The sequence below is a fragment of the Bradyrhizobium vignae genome (assembly GCF_004114425.1).
GTDB classification, from domain to species: Bacteria; Pseudomonadota; Alphaproteobacteria; order Rhizobiales; family Xanthobacteraceae; genus Bradyrhizobium; species Bradyrhizobium vignae.
In genome coordinates this window covers 1-17,295 of record NZ_RDQF01000005.1, presented here as the reverse complement: position 1 = coordinate 17,295, position 17,295 = coordinate 1, and the positions used below count along the sequence as shown (strand labels likewise).

General features: G+C 64.5%; 17 protein-coding genes. 13 read left to right on the top strand and 4 right to left on the bottom strand.

Features of this window, described 5'->3' with window-relative positions; all coding sequences use genetic code 11:
• The first annotated feature begins 7 nt into the window (after positions 1-7).
• The 9 genes from EAV90_RS05570 to EAV90_RS05530 all read left to right on the top strand — a co-directional run bounded on the left by EAV90_RS05570 (position 8) and on the right by EAV90_RS05530 (position 8,533).
• Positions 8-1,267 carry a CaiB/BaiF CoA transferase family protein gene (locus tag EAV90_RS05570; RefSeq protein WP_122403378.1) on the top strand — a complete coding sequence of 420 codons (1,260 nt, stop codon included), beginning with the start codon at positions 8-10 and terminating at the stop codon, positions 1,265-1,267.
• Between the two features lie 46 nt (positions 1,268-1,313).
• Positions 1,314-2,306: a Bug family tripartite tricarboxylate transporter substrate binding protein gene (locus EAV90_RS05565; protein ID WP_129142836.1), complete on the top strand. Its 993-nt coding sequence runs from the start codon at positions 1,314-1,316 to the stop codon at positions 2,304-2,306.
• Between the two features lie 11 nt (positions 2,307-2,317).
• Positions 2,318-2,800: a tripartite tricarboxylate transporter TctB family protein gene (locus EAV90_RS05560; protein WP_122403376.1), complete on the top strand. Its 483-nt coding sequence runs from the start codon at positions 2,318-2,320 to the stop codon at positions 2,798-2,800.
• A gap of 12 nt (positions 2,801-2,812) precedes the next feature.
• Entirely contained in the window at positions 2,813-4,351 is a 1,539-nt protein-coding gene (locus tag EAV90_RS05555) for a tripartite tricarboxylate transporter permease (protein WP_122403375.1), read from the top strand.
• Positions 4,348-5,352 (top strand): 4-hydroxythreonine-4-phosphate dehydrogenase PdxA, encoded by a 1,005-nt coding sequence (locus EAV90_RS05550; protein WP_122403374.1) that lies wholly within the window; start codon positions 4,348-4,350, stop codon positions 5,350-5,352. The genes EAV90_RS05555 and EAV90_RS05550 overlap by 4 nt, the downstream gene beginning before the upstream one ends.
• 140 nt (positions 5,353-5,492) lie before the next feature.
• Entirely contained in the window at positions 5,493-5,708 is a 216-nt protein-coding gene (locus tag EAV90_RS05545; protein ID WP_122403373.1) for a hypothetical protein, read from the top strand.
• Positions 5,709-5,839: 131 nt separating this feature from the next.
• Positions 5,840-6,901, top strand: a complete 1,062-nt coding sequence (locus EAV90_RS05540) for a glycosyltransferase family 4 protein (protein ID WP_129142835.1) — start codon at positions 5,840-5,842, stop codon at positions 6,899-6,901.
• Positions 6,902-6,913: 12 nt separating this feature from the next.
• Positions 6,914-7,915 (top strand): L,D-transpeptidase family protein, encoded by a 1,002-nt coding sequence (locus EAV90_RS05535; RefSeq protein ID WP_122403371.1) that lies wholly within the window; start codon positions 6,914-6,916, stop codon positions 7,913-7,915.
• A gap of 144 nt (positions 7,916-8,059) precedes the next feature.
• Positions 8,060-8,533, top strand: a complete 474-nt coding sequence (locus tag EAV90_RS05530; protein WP_122403370.1) for a GNAT family N-acetyltransferase — start codon at positions 8,060-8,062, stop codon at positions 8,531-8,533.
• A 296-nt stretch (positions 8,534-8,829) separates the two neighbouring features.
• Here the strand turns inward: EAV90_RS05530 and EAV90_RS05525 are convergent, their stop codons facing one another.
• The 3 genes from EAV90_RS05525 to EAV90_RS05515 all read right to left on the bottom strand — a co-directional run bounded on the left by EAV90_RS05525 (position 8,830) and on the right by EAV90_RS05515 (position 11,507).
• A complete protein-coding gene (locus tag EAV90_RS05525; protein ID WP_122403369.1) occupies positions 8,830-9,246 on the bottom strand; it encodes a cupin domain-containing protein in 417 nt (138 codons plus the stop codon).
• Positions 9,247-9,294: 48 nt separating this feature from the next.
• Complete coding sequence (locus EAV90_RS05520; protein WP_122403368.1) at positions 9,295-10,038, bottom strand: SDR family oxidoreductase; 744 nt, start codon at positions 10,036-10,038, stop codon at positions 9,295-9,297.
• 392 nt (positions 10,039-10,430) lie between these two features.
• The gene (locus EAV90_RS05515) at positions 10,431-11,507 is read right to left on the bottom strand and encodes a methyl-accepting chemotaxis protein (protein WP_122403367.1); all 1,077 of its coding nucleotides are present in this window, start codon (positions 11,505-11,507) and stop codon (positions 10,431-10,433) included.
• 287 nt (positions 11,508-11,794) lie between these two features.
• On the opposite strand from EAV90_RS05515, the gene recJ reads away from it, so the two are divergent.
• The 3 genes from recJ to EAV90_RS05500 all read left to right on the top strand — a co-directional run bounded on the left by recJ (position 11,795) and on the right by EAV90_RS05500 (position 15,374).
• A complete protein-coding gene (gene recJ, locus EAV90_RS05510; protein WP_122403366.1) occupies positions 11,795-13,636 on the top strand; it encodes a single-stranded-DNA-specific exonuclease RecJ in 1,842 nt (613 codons plus the stop codon).
• A 33-nt stretch (positions 13,637-13,669) separates the two neighbouring features.
• Complete coding sequence (locus tag EAV90_RS05505; protein ID WP_164936799.1) at positions 13,670-14,479, top strand: SDR family NAD(P)-dependent oxidoreductase; 810 nt, start codon at positions 13,670-13,672, stop codon at positions 14,477-14,479.
• A 97-nt stretch (positions 14,480-14,576) separates the two neighbouring features.
• Positions 14,577-15,374, top strand: coding sequence for an aldolase (locus EAV90_RS05500; RefSeq protein WP_122403364.1), 798 nt, complete (start codon positions 14,577-14,579; stop codon positions 15,372-15,374).
• 107 nt (positions 15,375-15,481) lie between these two features.
• On the opposite strand, the gene EAV90_RS05495 is transcribed toward EAV90_RS05500, so the two are convergent.
• Positions 15,482-16,711 (bottom strand): lytic murein transglycosylase, encoded by a 1,230-nt coding sequence (locus EAV90_RS05495; protein WP_122406688.1) that lies wholly within the window; start codon positions 16,709-16,711, stop codon positions 15,482-15,484.
• 209 nt (positions 16,712-16,920) lie between these two features.
• Here EAV90_RS05495 and EAV90_RS05490 point away from each other — a divergent pair, with 209 nt between their 5' ends.
• Complete coding sequence (locus EAV90_RS05490) at positions 16,921-17,172, top strand: hypothetical protein (RefSeq protein ID WP_122403363.1); 252 nt, start codon at positions 16,921-16,923, stop codon at positions 17,170-17,172.
• The last annotated feature ends 123 nt before the right edge of the window (positions 17,173-17,295 follow it).

Genomic DNA, 17,295 nt, shown 5'->3' with positions numbered 1-17,295 from the left:
CGAGCCGATGCAAAGCGACCGATCTCAATCCACCTCCCGCCGTTCGGGACCGCTGGCCGGCCTCAAGGTCATCGATCTCACCCATGTCATGGCCGGGCCGACCTGCACCTTGATGCTCGCCGACATGGGCGCCGACGTCATCAAGATCGAGAAGTGGCCCAACGGTGACGACACCCGCCATTCGGTGCCGCCGAAGATCGGCGAGGAGGCGGCGTCCTTCCTGATGATGAACCGCAACAAGCGCGGCATCGTGCTGGATCTGAAGACCGACGGTGGCAAACAGGTGCTGCGACGGCTGATCGCGGATGCCGACGTGCTGGTCGAGAACTTTGCGCCGGGCGCGATGGAGCGCCTCGGCTTCGGCTACGAGGCGCTGCACACGGAATTCCCGGCGCTGATCTACTGCTCGCTGTCGGGTTTCGGCCGCACCGGTCCCTACAAGCACCGCAGGGGATTTGACCTCGTCGCGCAGGCGATGAGCGGCATCATGAGCTTTACCGGCGAACGCCCGGACGGTCCGCCCGTCAAATGCGGTCCGCCGCTGTCCGACATCACGGCCGGCCTGCTCGCGAGCATGGGCATCCTTGCGGCCTACGCGCATCGTCTCAAGACCGGCAAAGGGCAGTGGGTCGAGACCTCGCTCTATGAAGCCGCCCTGGTGCAGACCTATTGGCAGTCGACCATTGCGCTTGCGGCCGGCACAGCGCCGCGCGCCATGGGCTCGGCGCATCCGCTCAATGCGCCGTATCAGGCGTTCGAAGCCTCGGACGGCTGGCTCGTGGTCGGCGGCGCCAACAAGAAGCATTGGCTGCTGATGCTGGAAGCGCTCGGCGCGAGCGAGCTTGCCGCCGATCCGCGCTTCGTCACGGGCGCCGATCGCATGGCCAATCTGAAAGAGCTCGAAGCCGTCCTGAGCGAACGCTTCCGCACCAAGTCGCGGGCGCATTGGCTGGCGGCGCTGGACGAGAGGGGCGTGCCGTGCGGCCCCGTGCACGACATGCTGGAGGCCTTAAACGATCCGCAGACGCTGGCGCGCGAGATGGTCGTCGAGGTCGAGCATTCCACGCTCGGTCCCGTCAAGACGATCGGGCTTCCGATCAAGTTTTCGGAGACGCCAGGCAAAGTGCTGTCAGGCGCGCCGGTCTATGGTGAGCACACGAGCGAGGTGCTGGCCGAGCACGGGTTCGACCAGTCACGAATCGAAGCGCTCGAAAAAGAAGGCGCGATCGTGCTCGCATCGGGACAACGCGAGGAACGCGTCGCCTGAACAGGGGGCCGACAACAACAAAAGACAAGATCAGCTGGAGGAAATCATGGGTCGGACGTCAACATTTCTGCTCTCTGCGGCCATAGCCGTGCTGGTCGGCACGATGCCGGCGAGTGCCGCCTGGCAACCACAAAAGCCGATCGAGTTCGTCGCCACCGCCGGGCCTGGCGGCGGCACCGACAATCTCGCGCGCGCGGTGCAGAACATCATTACCAAGCACAAGCTGACGGAGCAGCCGATCGTCGTCGTCAACAAGGGCGGCGGCAGCGGCGCCGAGGGCTATGTCTACGGCAAGGCCTCCGCGGGCGACCCCTACAAGGTGATCTTCGGCACCTCGAATGCCTGGCAGCAACCGCTCGTCTCCAAGGTCGCCTTCAACTACACCGATCTCACCCCGATCGCGGCGATGGCGCAGGACGAGTTCTTGCTCTGGGTCAAGCAGGACGCGCCGTACAAGACGGCGGGCGACTATCTCAAGGCGGCCGCATCGGGCGAATTCAAGATGGGCGGCGCGCAGTCGAAGGACACCGACGAGGTGCTGACGCGCATGATCGAGAAGGCCGGCAAGGTCAAGCTGACCTATATCCCTTTCAAGAGCGGCGCCGAGACCGCCGTGCAGCTCGCCGGCGGACATCTCGACTCCCACGTCAACAATCCCAGCGAAAGCCTCGGGCAATGGCGGGGCGGCACGCAGCGGCCGCTCTGCGTGTTCAGCCCGAAGCGGCTGCCGCAGGGGCCGAAGGTCACCGCGACCGAAGGCTGGAGCGATGTTCCGACCTGCGTCGAGCAGGGCCTCGACATCAAGCAATATGAGCAGCCGCGCACCGTGTGGCTGCCCGGCAAGGTCACGCCGGAGCAGGCCGCGTTCTATGTCGACCTCATGAGGAAGGTGCAGGCAACGCCGGAGTGGAAGGACTACATCGAGAAGACCTCCCAGGTCGACACGTTCCTGACTGGTGCCGAGTTCGACAAATTCATCAAGGAGGACCTCGATCACGTCAAGCAGGTCGCGAGCGAGCAGGGCTGGCTGGTCAAGTAAGGCATTACGCCATGATCTCCCGTCGTGCGCTTGAACTTGCGACCGCCGTCCTCGCCGGCAGCTTCGGTGTCGCCGTCGTCGTCTCCAGCCTCGACAACGGCATCGGCTGGTCGAGCGCAGGCGTCGATGCCGGCACGTTCCCGTTCCTGACCGGCATCGTCATCGTGCTCGGGAGCCTCTACAATCTGGTGCGCGGCGTGCTGTCGGCCGCGACAGTGGCAAACGTCCCCATCGCCATCACGTCCATCGAGCTGCGGCGGCTCGCCGGCCTGTTCGTACCGGCTGCGATCTTCGTCGCTGCGATCCCGCTTGCCGGGATGTACGTCGCCTCGGCCCTGTATGTCTTTTCGGTGCTGGCGATCCCCAGGCACCAATCCATGCCGCGCGCGCTCGCCATGGCGGCGGCCACGGCGCTCGCGCTCTACGTCGTGTTCGAGCGCTTATTCCAAGTCAGCCTGCCGCACGGCGCGCTCGCCGCCGCGCTTGGTTTCTGAGGGGGCAGCGAGATGGACAATCTCCAGGAACTCCTGCACGGCTTCACCATTGCGGTCACGGTGCCGCATCTGGCCCTGATGGCGGTTGGCGTGCTGCTCGGCATTCTCGTCGGCGTGCTGCCGGGACTGGGCGCGCCGAACGGGGTGTCGCTGCTATTGCCGCTGACCTTCGGCATGCAGCCGGTCTCAGCGATCATCCTGCTCTCGAGCATGTATTGGGGCGCGCTGTTCGGCGGCTCGGTGACCTCGATCCTGTTCAACATTCCCGGCGAGCCATCGTCGGTCGCGACCACCTTCGACGGCTATCCGATGGCACGCGACGGCCGGCCGACCACGGCGCTCGCGACCGCCTTCGGCTCCGCGGCTTTCGGCGCGCTGATCGGCGTCATCCTGATCACCTTCCTCGCATCCTGGGTGGCGCAGGTTGCGCTCGCGTTCGGGCCGGCCGAGTATTTTGCGGTCTATTTCCTCGCCTTTGCCAGCTTCGTCGGCATGGGCGGTGCGGCACCGGTCAAGACCGTCGTGGCGCTGGCGATCGGCTTTGCGATCGCCGCCATCGGCATCGACACGGTCTCCGGCAGCGTGCGTCTCACCATGGGCGTAGATGAGCTGGTCAAGGGCGTCAGCTTCGTCGTCGCGGTGATGGGCCTGTTCGGCATCGGCGAGCTCCTGGTCGCGGTCGAGGAGGAGTTTCACGCCCGCGCCGTGTCCTCGAAGATCGATTGGCGCGAGGTGTTTCGCGCCGTCGGGCGCCTGCCGCGGCATGGCGTTGCCCTGCTGCGCAGCGCCGCGATCGGCTGCTGGATGGGGATCACGCCGGGCGGCCCGACCGCGGCCTCCTTCATGAGCTACGGCATCGCCCGCCGCTTCTCCCGCCGTGGCCGGCATTTCGGCACCGGAGAGGTCGAAGGCATCATCTCGCCGGAGACCGCCGATCATGCCGCCGGGACCAGTGCGCTGTTGCCGATGCTCTCGCTCGGCATTCCAGGCTCGGCCACTGCGGCCGTGATGATGGGCGGGTTGATGATCTGGGGTCTCAATCCCGGGCCGATGCTGTTCGTCGATAGCAAGGACTTCGTCTGGGGCCTGATCGCCTCGATGTATGTCGGCAACATCGTCGCGGTCGCGCTGGTGCTGATGACCGTGCCCGTGTTCGCCGCCTTGATGCGGATTCCCTTCGTCGTGATCGCGCCCCTGATCGTGATCATCTGCGTCGTCGGCGCCTATTCGGTGTCGAACTCCTATCTCGACGTGGTCATGATGCTGGGGTTCGGCATCGTCGGCTATCTCTTCAAGAAGCTGTTCTATCCGCTGGCGCCGCTCGTGCTCGCGATCGTGATCGGCGACAAGGCCGAGGACGCGTTCCGGCAATCGATGCTGATCTCAAAGGGATCACTTAGCATCTTCTTTGCGAACAAGTTGGTGACGTGCCTGATCGTGGGCGGCATCGCGCTGCTGCTGCTGCCGCTGGTCTTGCAGCTCACACGTCTCTGGCGCAGGCCAGCGTCGCCCGCAATCGACACTCCAGCCCAGGAAAAGGTGATCATATGACCGCAAAGCCGCTCATTGCATTGGCAATGGGAGATCCCGCCGGCATCAGCCCCGAGCTGACGGCGAAGCTAGTGGCGCAGGACGACATCCGCGCGAGCTGTCGGCTCGTCGTCATCGGCGACCGCCGCATCTTCGACGAAGGCGCGCGCATTGCCGGCCTCGAGCCGGAGCTGACGATGGTGGAGCAGGGTGTCGAGCTTCGCGCGGCGCAGGAAGATGCACTGTTCGTCGATCTCCGCCACCTCGACCTCAGCGAGGTCGAGCCGAGGACCGCGACCCTTGCCGGCGGCAAATTCGCGCTGACGAACTATCGGCACGCGCTCGAACTCGGCCGCGACGGCCACGTCGACGCGGTCTGTTTCACCCCCTTCAACAAGCAGGCGATGCGCTTTGCCCGTGCCGAGTACGATGACGAGATCGCGTTCTCGGCCGAGGTCGTCGGCCTCAAGACGCCGGCAAGCGAATTCAACGTGCTGGACCGGCTCTGGAATGCACGGGTCACTTCGCACATCCCGCTGAAGGACGTGGCTGCAAAGCTGTCGAGCGAGCGCATTCATCGCGCGCTCAGGCTGACCGATTCCTGCATGCGCAAGGCCGGCTTCGCGCGGCCGCGCATCGCCGTCGCAGGCCTCAATCCGCACGCCGGCGACGGCGGCAATTTCGGCCGCGAGGAGATCGAGGTGATTGCGCCGGTGGTCGCGGACGGCCAGCGCGAGGGCATTGCCGCGGAGGGACCGTTCCCGGCCGACACCGTGTTCCTGCGCGCCAGGGCCGGCGCGTTCGATGCCGTGCTGACCATGTATCATGACCAGGGCCAGATCGCCATGAAGCTGATGGGCTTCGATCGTGGCGTGACGTTGCTTGGCGGCTTCCCGTTTCCGATCTGCACGCCCGCGCACGGCACTGCCTACGACATCGCAGGGCAAGGCATCGCATCGATTGGCGCTAGCCGCGCTGCTCTGCTGCTCGCAACGGAGATGGCGGTGACTCGTTCTGGCTGATTTTGCACGCACGGGGGGAGCGAGCGCCGACTACCGCGCGCGCCTTGCGCGCAGACTTAGACTTTAGGGAAAAACTGGAAACTTCCGCCGTCGCGACGAGTTGGCGACCCATGAACAATCTCCCACGTCGGAGCTGGAACATGGTCGATGACGGCCCACTACGAACTGCGGTTGACACCGCATGGTGCGTGTACCGCGCCCGGCATCGCGATGTCGATGCTGCGGATGGCCGTCGCTGCCTGCTCGAGCGTCATCTGCAAGGGAGGCGGGAAGCGCGAGAGAGTAACGGCGACGCCCAGGAACTCGCAGCATTCGGGCTTGCCTATCTCGAGCGGCTTTCCGATGACGAATGTTGAGGTTCATTGAGGGTCTCGCCTGTCGCGTGGCGAGCGCAAGCGCGAGGCCGGATTGGACGCTGCTGGCGATTTCGAACCTTCTATCCGCAGCTATCGTGTTCATTCTTCGTTCAGCGGTGTAGCAGGCTCTCATGCGCATCGCCCAGCTCGCTCCCCTGGCCGAAAGCGTCCCTCCGAAGCTCTACGGCGGCAGCGAGCGGGTGGTGGCCTGGCTTGTGGATGAGCTCGTCGAGCGCGGCCACGACGTCACCCTCTTCGCCAGCGGTGACTCCCGAACGACGGGCAAGCTCCACCCGGTGTGGCCGCGCGCGCTGCGTCTCGGCCGGAAGGGCACCGATCCGAGTGCAGCCTGCGCGATGCTGCTGGAGGCAATCGCGAAACGAGCCAGAGACTTCGATGTGATCCACGCCCATGTCGACTGGCTGCATCTGCCATTGCTCAGCCGCCTTGGCGTGCCGTTCCTGACAACCCTGCATGGCCGGCTCGATCTGCCTGGGCTGCCTGACGTGGTTCGGCAATTCCCCGATGCGAGGTTCGTCTCGATTTCCGATCACCAGCGCCTGCCGCTTCCGGAGGCGAAATGGATTGGAACGATCCAGCACGGATTGCCTTCGGAGCTGTTGCACGCCTCCTACGGGGCCGGGTCCTATCTGGCGTTTCTTGGCCGTCTCACGGCGGACAAGGGTCCGGAGGACGCCATCCGTATCGCGCACGCCGCCCGGATGCCTCTCCGCATCGCCGCGAAGATTCCGCGCGCCGAGACCGCCTACTTCAGGAAACACCTCGCGCCCCGGATCGACGGCGAGAAGATCCAGCTCGTCGGCGAAGTCGACGACGTGAAGAAGCAATCATTGCTTCGGGGAGCAGCCGCTCTGGTATTTCCAATCGCTTGGCCGGAGCCCTTCGGATTGGTCATGATCGAGGCGATGGCGTGCGGAACACCGGTGATCGCCTATCGCTCCGGCTCGGTTCCTGAGGTCATCGAACACGGCCTGACCGGTTTCATCGTCGAGAGCGAGGAGCAAGCCGTCAAGGCGGTCGGCGAATTGGGCAAGCTGGATCGAAAGAGGGTGCGCGCCCGGTTCGAGGAGCGCTTCACTGCACGCCGAATGGCGCAACAATACGAAGAACGATACCGGGAGCTGATTGCCCCGGCAGCACGAGGACTCGACACGCAGCCGTTGGAACCATGAAAGGAGATGGCAATGTCGCTGACGAAAGCGGGGCAGATTTGCATCTTTCTTGTCTTCGCCTTGGCGGCATTGCCGGCGTTTGGCGCCGAGATGACCGTGGACGCCATCAATTCCGCCGAACCGTCAAAGACGACTCTCTCGAACGACAAGCCCACCCCGGCGGGGGTGCGGCTGCAGGTTCTCTTGGATAGGGCGCATTTCTCGCCCGGCGAGATCGACGGCAGGTTCGGCGAGAATGCCAGAAAGGCGCTCCGGGCCTATACGGAAGCGCAGCAATTGCCGAGTTCGGACGCTCTGACGGATGAGGTCTGGAAGGCGCTGCGGGCGGACGATCGACCGGCGACGATGACCTACACCGTCGCCGAGCAGGATGTCGCGGGCCCGTTCCTGCGCAAGCTGCCATCGAGGATGGAGGAGATGAAGGGCATCCCGAAGCTCAGCTTCACCAGTCCGCGCGAAGCACTGGCCGAGAAATTTCACATGAGCGAGCAGCTCCTGGCGGCGCTGAACCCCGGCCGGCAATTTGACCGCGCCGGCGAGACCATCGTCGTGGTGGACAGCACCCATGGCGGAAGCGCTGCGCCCCCCACCAAGGCCGACAGGATCGAGATCGACAAGCGGCGCCAGACGGTGAAGCTGTTCGACAAATCGAACGTGCTGATCGGGTTCTATCCCGCGACCGTTGGCAGCGAGGAGAAGCCGTCGCCCTCGGGTACGTTCAAGGTCACGGAGATCAGCCGAAATCCGACCTACCGCTACAATCCCGCCTACCACTTCAAGGATGTTCGTTCCCACAGGCCCTTCAAAATCAATCCCGGTCCGAACAATCCGGTTGGAACGGTCTGGATCAACCTCTCCGCCGAAGGCTACGGCATTCACGGAACGCCATCGCCGGGAAAGATTTCGAAGGTTCAGTCGCACGGCTGCGTGCGTCTCACCAACTGGGATGCAGAGCGTGTCGCAGCCAGCGTCTCGAAGGGTACGCAGGTCGCGTTCGTGGATGGTTCGGGCTGACGCGGGACTTCGCGATGGCTATCGCCGACGGCTTGTCGGCCGCATCCCGCTGCAGAGAAAATCACGTCCGGATTGACTCCGCCATGGATTGCTATCAATCCAAATCTGCTGACCCGATAAGGGTACTCCCGGAGCCCACCTCTCATGTTACTCGACGGCGACTTTTGCTTCAGGGCAGCTCGATGCGACGACGCTGCAACGGTTTTCAACATCACTCTGGCATCGATCCGCGGCCTTGCAGCGGCCTCCTATTCGCGGGCGCAGCTGGAGAACTGGATGGGTGAGCGCACGCCGGCGTTTTATGAGGAGCTCATCGCCAGGGGACGAATGACCATATGCTTGCGAAACGGCGTTGCGGTCGGATTTGTCGACGCCGAACCCGGCGAGGTAACCAGGCTGTTTGTCTTGCCCGAAACCGCGGGGTCTGGAATCGGCCGGCGTCTGCTCGAAATCGGTATCGCCCAGGCGCGGTTGGGCCACAACGGACCGATAAGACTCGAAGCGACGATCAATGCCGAAGGCTTCTACCGAAAGTGCGGCTTCCGAAGCACAGGAAGAGGCTATTTCTCCCACGGTCTTGGTGGCGAGCCTATCGAGATCGTGCACATGGAGTTATGAACTCGACATTTCCAACCCGCTTCGGAGCCGCGGCGTCACGCTAATTTCAATCTCGAGAAGGTGTCCAAGGCGGATCTGCCGTTTGTCGCGCCGATCGAGCGGACCAGAGGATACGAAACTTTGGTGGACCGATGGGATGGGGCACTGCATCTGTCGGCAATCGATGACGATCACTGCGAGCGCCTTCTCTGGCGGCATTTGTCGCGGCGAGTTGATCATTGTCTATGCTGACACGCCGCTGCGCCGCCAGGATGACATGGTCATTGCGCGCAGCAACGCGACATGGTCAATCCCTGCTACTTTGCGATCGGCGTCGTCAGCTCCTTGTCGGCTGTATCCACCACGAACACGGCAAGCAGCTTCGCAGGCTCGGTGTCGCTGGCATTGGCACTGACGGCATGGCGGTCGCCGGGCTTTTCAAAGAAGTTCTCTCCCTTGTGAAAGACTTTTGCGGGGCCGTCATTGACCTGACTGCGGATCGCGCCTTCCAGGACCGTGGCATAGATGAAGGCGGAGGGCGCGTGGATGTGGGCCGGCGAGGAGCCTCCGGGACCATACTCGACCAGAACACCCTTCATGCTCTTGCCGGGGACGTTCGGCAGCGCCTGGTCGAACACGACCGACACCTTCGCCGATGGAGCGGCGGGCTCGGCCGCATGGGCGGTCAGGACGGTCGCGGCATGAACCGCCGTTGCGATCAACAATCTCCGCATGGGATTTCCCTCTGCTGCAGCTGGAGTAATGGCAGGACCGACGGAGCCTCAGAGGCTCACGAGCCATGTTGCGAGCGACGTCGTCCCGAGCCGCGCCTCACCGAGCGGGTTCAGCGATGTGTCGTCGATGGGGGCGCCGTAATACAGCGCCGTCGGATCTCCGATCACGGGACGTGTGTCGCCGGACGCCTTCAGGCGACGTGCGATGAATTCATTGAAGGGGGCCTTCTCAGGGCCAGCGATATCGATCGTGCCGTTGAGCGGCCGGCCGGTCGCGACCTCCGCGAGGCGATCGACGACGTCATCGGCCGCGATCGGCTGAAACTGAGCTGTGGGAACGACGATCTTTCCGTCGATCACACCGGCGTCGGCGATGGCCCCGAGGAATTCGAAGAACTGGGTGGCGCGCACGATCGAGTAGGGGACCGAGGCGGACTTGATGATGGTTTCCTGCGCCAGCTTGGCACGGAAGTAGGCGTTGTCGGGTGAGCGGTCGGTTCCGACGATCGAGAGCGCCACGTGATGTTTCACGCTCGCTGCAGCCTCTGCCGCGACGAGATTCTTGCTCGAACGCTGAAAGAAATCGAGCACGGCGGCCGGCTCCCAGGACGGCGCGTTGGCGACGTCGACGACGACATCAGCACCAGCCAGGGCGGCCGCGAGACCTTCGCCGGTCACGGCGTTCACGCCGGATTTCGGCGAGGCTGCCACCGGGTCGTGGCCTTGCCGTTTGAGCTTCGCCACGAGCCTGGATCCGATCAATCCAGTTCCGCCGATCACGACGATTTTCATGGCATGTCTCCTCGTTATTTCGGAGCGCGAGACGATGCAGGCCAAAAGGAACTCACGCTTCTCGCGTCGATCAACGTAATGCGAAGCGACTCTATCCGACCCTTGGCGCAGGCGCTTGCCTGTAACCGACGTGCCTTGCCGGAAAATGCTTTAGAAGCTGGGCTGTGACGTCACGAAATCGGATCGCAAGGGCATCATTCCCTCGGGCCGTGAGCGCAACCTGCGATGATGATAGATTGCCAGTGTTTTGCCCGACGTGTCAAAGCGTCTTGGTGGAGGCGAGGCGGCAACGAAGGCTTTAAAAAACACCAATGAAAACAAACTTCAAGCTACTGTGCATGGGGTTGTTTTCGCGAGTTTTGATCGGGCAGGCGAGATGGCGGCCTCTCGCCTCACGCCGCGCAGATGATCACGCCGTACCAGCCGAGCCCGCGATAGGTCTCGTATCCCGGGGTCGCATGGAACGCGACCAGCGTACCCGTGCGTTCGTGATAGAAGCCGGAGCGCTGGCCGTTCAGCGAGATCGAGATGCGCTCGGTGAGGATGCCCTGGCCGTCGGAGGCCGCGATCACGCGCAAATTCGAATCGACCAGCAGCACACGCGCCTTGTCGCTATCGCCGACGCGGACGCCCTGGACGATGGCGCGGGCCTGTGGCTCCCAGTCGAAATGGATGGCGAGCACGCCGATCGGCGCGCCGCCGGCCTGGCCGCCGGCGCGGACGCTGGCGCAATAGGTCGCGACCTGCGCATTGCCGAGCAGAGGCTGGTTCTCGACGTCGCCGGCGACATAGTCGTCACCGGAGTGCAAGGATCGCGCCTCGCGAAACCATTTGGTGTGAGCGACATTCTGGCCGACGACGCGGAAGCGATCGGCGCGGCCGTTGGCGATGACGTTGCCGTCGAGGTCGCAGAGCCAGAGATCGAGATAGACGGTGTACGCGCCGAGGATCACGCCGAGGCGCTGCGAGGCATGGGAGACGGCCGCCGCGCCAGGCGAGGCCGCGCAATCGACCACGGCGGAGTCGGTCGCCCACCAGCGGACGTCGCAGGTGCGTTCATAGAGATTGCGGTCGATCAGCTCGATCGCATTGAGCGACAGGTCGACCATCCGCTCGCCGCGGGAGCGCTGGCTCATGCGCTCGATCGAGGCGACGAGATCGCCCGTGCGTTTCGTCAATTGGGTTTCGAGCTCGCGGGCGATGGTCTCGACCTGCTGGCCGACGCCGCGCACCTCCTGCGCCACCACCGCAAAGCCGGCGCCTTGCGCGCCGGCGCGCGAGCTCTCGATCAGCGCGTTCAGCGCCAGCATCTTCATCTGGTTGGTGATCTGCTGGATCGACTTGGTCTTGGCGATCGCGATCTGGTTGACCTCCGCGGTGAGGCGGTTGATCAGCGCGGAGATGTCGGAATCATCGTCCGTAGGTTCGGTGGCAATCGGCTTGGCTTTCAGACCCGGCGCAGCAGACATCGGGGACTTCCCTAGGCAATGTGGTCTGATCTGCAATGAACCCGGAACAACAACTTACAGATCGAATACGATTCTTTTTCGAGGATTCCGCCTAACGCCCGCTTAATTTGCCGTTCCGCGGAATGCCTAAATGGTAGTCACTCCGGCCGGTTGGGCGGGCCATCCACCGCTTTGTGTAGCCGGGCCGTTGCAAATCCTGGCCGATTGCCGGCCAATCCTTGAAGCTAGGGACCGTGCGTTCGCGTGATCGCCTGGACCTTCGAGTTCCCATCAACCTGCCTCCTGTCATGACGCCACCCGCCACCGCCTTGCCCATCGAAGTGCCCCAGGCTTTCCTGGGCGTGGCGCGCTCGTTCACAGACAAGCTCTGGCGTGACCGGTTGGACGGGCGCGGAGCGGCCCAGGCGCTCGCCATCGTGCAGCGGCACCGGCTGCCGGAGCTGCTGGCGCGGGTGCTGGCCGGCCGCGGCATCGATATCGAGGCCGTGCCCGATTTTCTCGATCCGACCATCCGAAAGCTGCTGCCGGATCCGTTCACGGTGACAGAGATGGAGGCCGCCGCGAAGCGGATCGCCGATGCGGCGGCGAAAGGCGAGAAGGTCGCGATCTTCGGTGACTACGACGTCGACGGCGCGACCTCGGCGGCGCTGCTCGCCTGGCACCTGCGTCATTGCGGACTTGATCCGCTGATCCACATTCCCGATCGGATATTCGAAGGCTACGGCCCGAACACTGAGGCGGTGCAGTCGCTCGCCGCGAAGGGCGCGACGCTGCTCGTCACCGTTGATTGCGGCACCACCAGCATCGAGCCGCTGGCCGAGGCCAAGCGGCTCGGCATGTCCGTGGTGGTGATCGACCACCACCAATGCGGCCTTGATCTCCCCGAGGTCGACGCGCTGGTCAATCCGAACCGCCCCGATGACCTCTCCGGCCTCGGTCACCTCGCCGCCGTCGGCCTCGTGCTGGTGACCTTGGTCGCGGTCAATCGCGAGCTGCGCCAGCGCGGCTTCTGGAGCAGCGAGATGCCCGAACCCGATCTGCTCGGCATGTTGCATCATGTTGCGCTCGGCACGGTCGCCGACGTGGCGCCGCTGATCGGCCTCAACCGCGCCTTCGTAGCCAAGGGGCTGATCGCGATGCGACGGCGCGACCATATCGGCCATACCGCGCTGATGGACGTAGCGCGCCTGAACGGCCCGCCCGAGGCCTGGCATCTCGGCTTCATGCTGGGGCCGCGCGTCAATGCGGGCGGCCGCATCGGCCGCGCCGATCTCGGCGTGCGGCTGCTGCTCGAAGCCGACAGTGTCGAGGCAGCGCGGATCGCGGCCGAGCTCGACCGGCTCAACAATGAGCGCCGCGTGATCGAGCAGGCGGCGGAAGCGCAGGCCGAGGCCGAGGCACTGGCCTCGATTGGTCTCGAAGACAAGCTCGGCGTCATCGTCACGGCGTCTGAAGGCTGGCATCCCGGCGTCGTCGGTCTCGTCGCCTCGCGTCTCAAGGAGAAATTCTCGCGGCCCGCCTTCGCCATCGCGCTGGAGCCCGGCGGCATTGGCACCGGCTCGGGCCGCTCGATCGCCGGCGTCGATCTCGGCAAGGCGGTGCGGCAGGCGGTTGCCGACGGCATTCTGCTCAAGGGCGGCGGCCACGCGATGGCCGCGGGCGTGACGTTGCGGAAGGAGAAGCTCGCCGAGTTCCGCGCCTATCTCGAGACTGCGCTGGCGCAGGACGTCGCCGAGGCGCGCCATGTCAACGAGCTCTACATCGACGGCGCGGTCTCCGCGCGTGCGGTGACGCCGGAGCTGGCGACGACGCTCAACCGCGCCGGTCCCTTCGGCAGCGGCAATCCGGAGCCGGTGCTGGCGCTGCCGGCGCATCAACTCGTGTTTGCCGACGAGGTCGGGCAAGCGCATCTGCGCCTGCGTTTCAAGGCGGGCGACGGCGCTATCGTCAACGGCATCGCATTCCGTTCGGTCGGCCAGAAGCTCGGCAATGCGCTGCTCGCCAATCGCGGCCAGCAGATGCATGTCGCGGGCTCGCTCTCGGTCGATCGCTACCAGGGCGCCGAGCGCGTGCAATTTCGCGTCGTCGACGTCGCGCTACCGGATCAGGGGCCATCCGTGATTAGATGACAACGGCCTCGAACAACAAAAAAGGGAGTGAACATGGCAGGGCAGGTGGAGGGCAAGGTTGCGCTGGTGACAGGCGGCGCGTCCGGCATCGGCGAGGCGATCGTCGAGCTGTTCGCACGCGAGGGCGCAACGGTCGTCATCACCGACATTGACGAGCTGCGAGGCCCCGAGCTCGCGACGCGCATCACCAAGGCAGGCGGCAAGGCGATCTTCCTGGAGCAGGATGTCACCAGCGAAGAGCGCTGGATCGAGATCGTCGCTGAAGTCGGCAAACGCTATGGCCGGCTTGACGTGCTCGTCTCCAATGCGGGCATCGGCATCTCCGTGCCATCGATCGTCGACATGACGCTCGCTGACTGGCGCAAGCAGAATGCGATCAATCTCGACGGCGTGTTTCTCTCCGTGAAGCATTGTCTGCCCCTGATGCGCAAAACCGGCGGCGGCTCGATCGTCATGATGTCCTCGCTGGCGGGCCTGCGCGGCGCGCCGGGGTTATCGGCCTATTCGGCGACCAAGGGCGGCGTGCGGCTGTTCGCCAAATCGATCGCGATGGAATGCGCGGCTGCTGGCGATGGCATCCGCGTCAACTCTGTTCACCCCGGCATCATCGACACGCCGATCTGGGGTAAGATGCCGACGGGGGCGACCGGCGCCGGTCAGAACGCTCCGATCGATCCGGAGGAGCGCGCGCGGCTCGTCACGCCGCTCGGCCGTGCCGGCCAGGCCACGGAGATCGCCTGCGGCGTGCTGTATCTCGCCTCCGATGCTTCGCGCTATGTCACCGGCAGCGAGCTCGTCATCGATGGCGGCATGAACGCGGGCGGGGTGCCGCGGCGGGCCTGAGGCGCGCAGGGCAGGGTAGCGGTCGCAGGGGCTGACGCGCAGGCGCCGTCCCTGTACAACTCGGAGCCGCTCCCGACCGACAGAGGTATCCTTCGCCATGGCGCACAGCCTTCACGCTTCCTCACCGGCGCCCGCGCCATTCCGGTCCAACCGGCCGGACCTCGCCACCGACGCGATCCGCGCCGCGCGTGAGGATCTCGCCGCCTGCTTCCGCATGGCCGCGCGCAACGGCTTTGAAGAGGGAATCTGCAATCACTTCTCGGCCGTGGTGCCTGGCCATGACGATCTTTTCCTCGTCAATCCCTATGGCTACGCCTTCCGCGAGCTGACGGCGTCAAAGCTCTTGATCTGCGACTTCCACGGCAACGTGCTCGATGGCGAGGGCGTACCCGAGGCGACCGCCTTCTACATCCACGCCGAGATGCACAAGCGCTTGCCGCGCGCCAAGGTCGCCTTCCACACCCACATGCCCTACGCAACGGCGCTGTCGATGACTGAGGGCGATCCACTGATCTGGGCCGGACAGACCGCACTGAAATTCTATGGCCGCACCGCGGTCGACCGGGACTATAATGGCCTCGCGCTCGACAATCGCGAAGGCGCGCGTATCGCCTCGGCGGTCGGCGATGCCGACATCGTCTTCATGAAGCATCACGGCGTGATGGTGCTGGCGCCGACCATCGCGGAAGCCTGGGACGATCTCTATTATCTTGAGCGCGCCGCCGAGGTGCAGGTTCTGGCGATGTCGACGGGCCGCAAGGTGCTGCCAGTCGATCCAGCGATTGCGGCCGCGACCTACAGGCAGATGCGCGAGGGCGATTCCGAATCCGCGCGGCTGCATCTCGCCGCGATCCGCCGGCAGCTCGATGCGGAAGAGCCGCAGTACCGGCACTGAATGTGGGAGGTCATTCCGGGGCGAGGCGAAGCCTCGAACCCGGAATCCAGAGATTGTAGCGCGAGATTCCGGGTTCTGGCTATGCGAGCCCCGGAATGACAAGGTAGCTACGACCCCTGCCGCAGCTTCGCCAGCACCTTCAGCCCGCCATAGCCGTCGGCTGGCACAATCCCGGCGCGCTGCTGAAAATCCTTGATCGCCTTCATCGTGTCGTTGCCGACGCGCCCGTCGGTGCCGCCGGTATCGAAGCCGGCCTTGGTCAGGCGCGTCTGCATCTCCTGTACTTCGGCGAGCGTCAGTGCACGCTCGGAGCCAGGGAAGGGCTGGATAAAGGGTGGGGCTCCCAGGCAGCGATCGCCGAGATGGCAGATCGCCAGCGCATAATTCATGGAAGGGTTGTAGCTCTTCACTGAATAGAAATTTGGCCCCAGCAGGAAGGTTGGTCCGCCCGCAACAGGCGTCCACATCTGCGCGGATGCGTTCGGCTGCGGAAACGGATGGCCATCGGCGCGGGTGACGCCGGCCGCCTGCCACGCCGCATAGGTGCGGCTTCCGCTCATATTGCCGGGCGCGCGCACCTCGTAGCCCCAATGTTCGCCGCGATGCCACTTGCCGCGGTTGACGAGATATTTTGCGGTCGAGCCCAGCGCGTCATCGGGCTTGCCGAACGGCGACACCTTGCCGTCGCCATCATAGTCGATGCCGACATTGAGCCAGACTTCCGGCATCCATTGCGAATGGCCCATCGCGCCGGCCCAGGATCCCCGCATCTCCTCCGGCGTGCTCCAGCCTTTGTCGACGATGCGCAGCGCGTTGATGAGCTCGGTCTCCCAATAAGCCTTGCGGCGCGGTTCGTTCCAGGCCAGCGCTGCGAGCGAGGGAAATACCGGCCTCATGTGATTCTGCTGCACCAGGGGATCGCCATAGGCGGACTCGACGCCCCACAGCGCCAGCAGCGTGCCGCGCTCGACGCCGAAATCGCGCTCGATGCGGGCGAACAAAGATTCGTTGTTCTTCAGCGCGATCTTGCCGTTGATGATGCGCCAGTCCGAGACGCGGCGGTTGATGTATTGCCAGACCTGCTCGTGGAATTCAGGCTGGTTGCGCATCTGCGCGAACACGCTCATGTCCGGCTCGACCCGCCCCATCGCGCGCTGCCATGTCGCGCCGGAAATACCTTTCGCCATCGCGCGTGCACGAAAGCTCTCACGCCATTCGTCGAAGCCCGGAGGCGAGGCGAGAGCGTGCGGCGGGATTGCAAGCAAAGCGGCGGCGCCGAGCGTCGACTGGAGCAGGGCGCGGCGCGTGTGACGTGACGGGGAATCAGCGTGTTTCATGGTGCACATTCTAGCCGGAAAGATGGCGCGTGTGAGTCGGTTCCCGGAACAGCAACGACGCGTGAATTCTGCCTGATTGCGCGGCCGTTCCCACCGGAACAAGTGTCGCACTCCCGCATTCCCTCAACGCCAGGAAGGACGGGAAGATTCGGCCGCGGGGCCGGGCCCGCTTCCGGGATGCAGTCTGTTCATCGAAATTTCGGGGTGGAATGAAGATACGCACGCATGCGGAAAGCCATGTCGTCGAACTCGACGACGGATCGCAATGGAAGATCTTTCCCGGGGACCTCGCGACCACGTTGAGCTGGAAGCCCGAAACCGATTTGCGTCTCGAGCGGAGCGCTGAGCGGACGAGTTCGCACGTGCTGGTGAATACCGCAGATCAAAGCCGTGTGCGGGTGATCCCGGCCGATGAGACCTGGCCGGACGGCGAGGTCAAAAATGCGTTGCGGGGTGGCTAGAGCATGTTGTTTTTGGCTGGAATCGGGATTCCCACCGGGAGCGATTTCTGATTCAACATCCATGCTGGAGGGCGGAGGCCGGCATGGATGACGCGACCCTATTCGGAAGACATCCGGGAACGG

Bases quoted from the DNA above. Each gene is read 5' to 3' on its own strand.
- EAV90_RS05570 (WP_122403378.1), top strand. From the start codon at position 8: ATGCAAAGCGACCGATCTCAATCCACCTCCCGCCGTTCGGGACCGCTG.
- EAV90_RS05565 (WP_129142836.1), top strand. From the start codon at position 1,314: ATGGGTCGGACGTCAACATTTCTGCTCTCTGCGGCCATAGCCGTGCTG.
- EAV90_RS05560 (WP_122403376.1), top strand. From the start codon at position 2,318: ATGATCTCCCGTCGTGCGCTTGAACTTGCGACCGCCGTCCTCGCCGGC.
- EAV90_RS05555 (WP_122403375.1), top strand. From the start codon at position 2,813: ATGGACAATCTCCAGGAACTCCTGCACGGCTTCACCATTGCGGTCACG.
- EAV90_RS05550 (WP_122403374.1), top strand. From the start codon at position 4,348: ATGACCGCAAAGCCGCTCATTGCATTGGCAATGGGAGATCCCGCCGGC.
- EAV90_RS05545 (WP_122403373.1), top strand. From the start codon at position 5,493: ATGGTCGATGACGGCCCACTACGAACTGCGGTTGACACCGCATGGTGC.
- EAV90_RS05540 (WP_129142835.1), top strand. From the start codon at position 5,840: ATGCGCATCGCCCAGCTCGCTCCCCTGGCCGAAAGCGTCCCTCCGAAG.
- EAV90_RS05535 (WP_122403371.1), top strand. From the start codon at position 6,914: ATGTCGCTGACGAAAGCGGGGCAGATTTGCATCTTTCTTGTCTTCGCC.
- EAV90_RS05530 (WP_122403370.1), top strand. From the start codon at position 8,060: ATGTTACTCGACGGCGACTTTTGCTTCAGGGCAGCTCGATGCGACGAC.
- EAV90_RS05525 (WP_122403369.1), bottom strand. From the start codon at position 9,246: ATGCGGAGATTGTTGATCGCAACGGCGGTTCATGCCGCGACCGTCCTG.
- EAV90_RS05520 (WP_122403368.1), bottom strand. From the start codon at position 10,038: ATGAAAATCGTCGTGATCGGCGGAACTGGATTGATCGGATCCAGGCTC.
- EAV90_RS05515 (WP_122403367.1), bottom strand. From the start codon at position 11,507: ATGTCTGCTGCGCCGGGTCTGAAAGCCAAGCCGATTGCCACCGAACCT.
- recJ (WP_122403366.1), top strand. From the start codon at position 11,795: ATGACGCCACCCGCCACCGCCTTGCCCATCGAAGTGCCCCAGGCTTTC.
- EAV90_RS05505 (WP_164936799.1), top strand. From the start codon at position 13,670: ATGGCAGGGCAGGTGGAGGGCAAGGTTGCGCTGGTGACAGGCGGCGCG.
- EAV90_RS05500 (WP_122403364.1), top strand. From the start codon at position 14,577: ATGGCGCACAGCCTTCACGCTTCCTCACCGGCGCCCGCGCCATTCCGG.
- EAV90_RS05495 (WP_122406688.1), bottom strand. From the start codon at position 16,711: ATGAAACACGCTGATTCCCCGTCACGTCACACGCGCCGCGCCCTGCTC.
- EAV90_RS05490 (WP_122403363.1), top strand. From the start codon at position 16,921: ATGAAGATACGCACGCATGCGGAAAGCCATGTCGTCGAACTCGACGAC.